A 215-nucleotide genomic window follows, 5' to 3' on the forward strand; every position below is an offset into this window, starting at 1 on the left:
TCAGGTAGCCGAGTTCCAGGATGCGGGCATCGTATAATGGCTATTACCTCAGCCTTCCAAGCTGATGATGTGGGTTCGATTCCCACTGCCCGCTCCAAGATGTGCTGATATAGCTCAGTTGGTAGAGCGCACCCTTGGTAAGGGTGAGGTCGGCAGTTCGAATCTGCCTATCAGCACCACTTCTTAATTTCTCGCCCCCTGATTTTCTTTCTGTT

Annotated in this window: 2 tRNA genes; both read left to right on the plus strand. The window is 51.2% G+C overall.

Going from position 1 to position 215, the window contains the following annotated elements:
• The first annotated feature begins 22 nt into the window (after positions 1 to 22).
• Positions 23 to 97: transfer RNA gene (locus tag N6G83_RS54750), tRNA-Gly, on the plus strand.
• Positions 98 to 103: 6 nt separating this feature from the next.
• Positions 104 to 179, plus strand: a tRNA-Thr gene (locus tag N6G83_RS54755).
• The last annotated feature ends 36 nt before the right edge of the window (positions 180 to 215 follow it).

Source organism: Serratia sp. PL7, assembly GCF_945957435.1.